2 protein-coding genes are annotated in these 1677 nt (G+C 46.7%); one reads left to right on the forward strand and one right to left on the reverse strand.

Annotation, left to right across the window (positions count from 1 at the left end; all coding sequences use genetic code 11):
* On the forward strand, positions 1-250 hold a 250-nt coding region (locus HRU42_RS21105; RefSeq protein ID WP_295034062.1), incomplete at its 5' end, for a DUF2390 domain-containing protein.
* 69 nt (positions 251-319) lie between these two features.
* On the opposite strand, the gene HRU42_RS21110 is transcribed toward HRU42_RS21105, so the two are convergent.
* The coding region (locus HRU42_RS21110; RefSeq protein ID WP_295034064.1) for a GMC family oxidoreductase at positions 320-1677 on the reverse strand (1358 nt) is incomplete at its 5' end.

Raw genomic sequence — 1677 nt, forward strand, 5'->3', positions numbered from 1 at the left:
CCATCAATGGGAAGAACGCGTGTTACTCCCCTACCGCAAGTTGCGCAAGCTGAGTAAAAACAGTTTAGCAAGCGATGAATATCAACAGATGCTAGATGTAGAGCTGATGCTTGAGCGTAAATCTCAGGGATTAATACTGCATAAACTCAAGCAGCTTCCACCCAGTGGGGAATCGTCAAACTTAGGTTCTTATCTGAGTTTATTTAACTTAGATAAAGCCGATTACCCATCGTTTGTAGAGCTAGCCTAGTTCGTATTTAACGCGGATTTAAAGCTTTAAACCCGCTGTTATCCTCTTTTGCCCCACTCTATTAAACTCTTATGAAGATGACTTTAATCTTTCGGCTAACAGAGTCGCGTTTCTCGCCGTCATGCCATAGATAGTCAGCTGAGGGTTAGCGCCTAAACTGGTGGGAAAAACAGATCCGTCCATCACAGATAGATTCTCATAGTAGTGAGAGTTTCCCAGACTATCGACCATAGACAGCTTAGTATCTTCTCCCATAGGGCACCCTCCCATGACATGCGCCGAAGCGACAACTGTCTTGAGTGGTCCAAGGTCCAAAGTTCCGATGGCAGATTTCGCTTCTTTCCAACTATTAAGATAAGGCGCTCCTTCGGTGATCGGCAAAACTTGCTTAGCACCTGCCGCAAACTGTAATTCAGCCATACTTCCGAACGCTCTTCGAACCGAGCGCCAAAAAGTTTCGTTTAGCGGATAATCTATGGCAAAGCCAGTATCAGTGAGCAGGACCTGGCCTCCCTGGCTTTGTTCATGATAACCATCGCGAATCAAGGCTATGGTGACCTGAAGCTGGTTGAACTGCTCCATAAGAGCCGCATGAGTCTTACCATAACCTATAGTTTTAGAGGCGATTAGAATAGGGTGGACAGGAGGCACTTCTAGTTTATAGCCTAGCTCACCACCAGCTGCACCATGTTTCCATACAAACTCATCGGAATAAATAGACTGAGGCGCACCACTGTGGCCATTGATCGGATCGCTAAAGATTGCGCCGCTTAACAGCGTCGGATGTAAGAAAGTACGTTTCCCCAATACTTTATGCGGATCAGCCAAGTTAGATCTCAGCAAGATTGTCGGAGTATGGATTGCACCGGCGGCAATGATGTAATGTTTAGCTTTAAATGTCAGTTTAAACTCAGTCGGCTGCATCTGCTCATCCAAGGCCTGAGCCTTGATGGCCGATATTTTGTCATTATGATGCTCTAGCTTGGTGACCTTAGCCCTACTGACTAAAGTTGCCCCCTTATCTAATGCAGCCGGGATTGTGGTAACCAACATGGATTGTTTGGCGTTGACCGGACACCCCATGCCACAATAGCCCGTGTTCCAGCAGCCTTTCACATTGCGCTTGATGACAGTGTAGTCCCAGCCGAGTTTTTCACAGCCTAACTTCAATGCCTGATTATTTCTATTAGGCTCATACTCCCACTTGGAAATATTGAGCCTTTTCTCCATCTTGTCGAACCAAGGATCCAGCTCTTCTCTCGATAACCCTTGAACAGATTTATCTTTGGCCCAGAAGTCCAATGTAGGCCTGGGAGTCCTGATTGAGGTGGTCCAGTTTACCGTTGTCGACCCGCCTACGGCTCTTCCCTGAAAAATACCAATGGCCTTGTCTTTGGTTTTCATCGCCGCCGCTTGATGATACAAGT

This window comes from Shewanella sp., from assembly GCF_013214165.1.
In the GTDB taxonomy this organism is placed as follows: domain Bacteria; phylum Pseudomonadota; class Gammaproteobacteria; order Enterobacterales; family Shewanellaceae; genus Shewanella.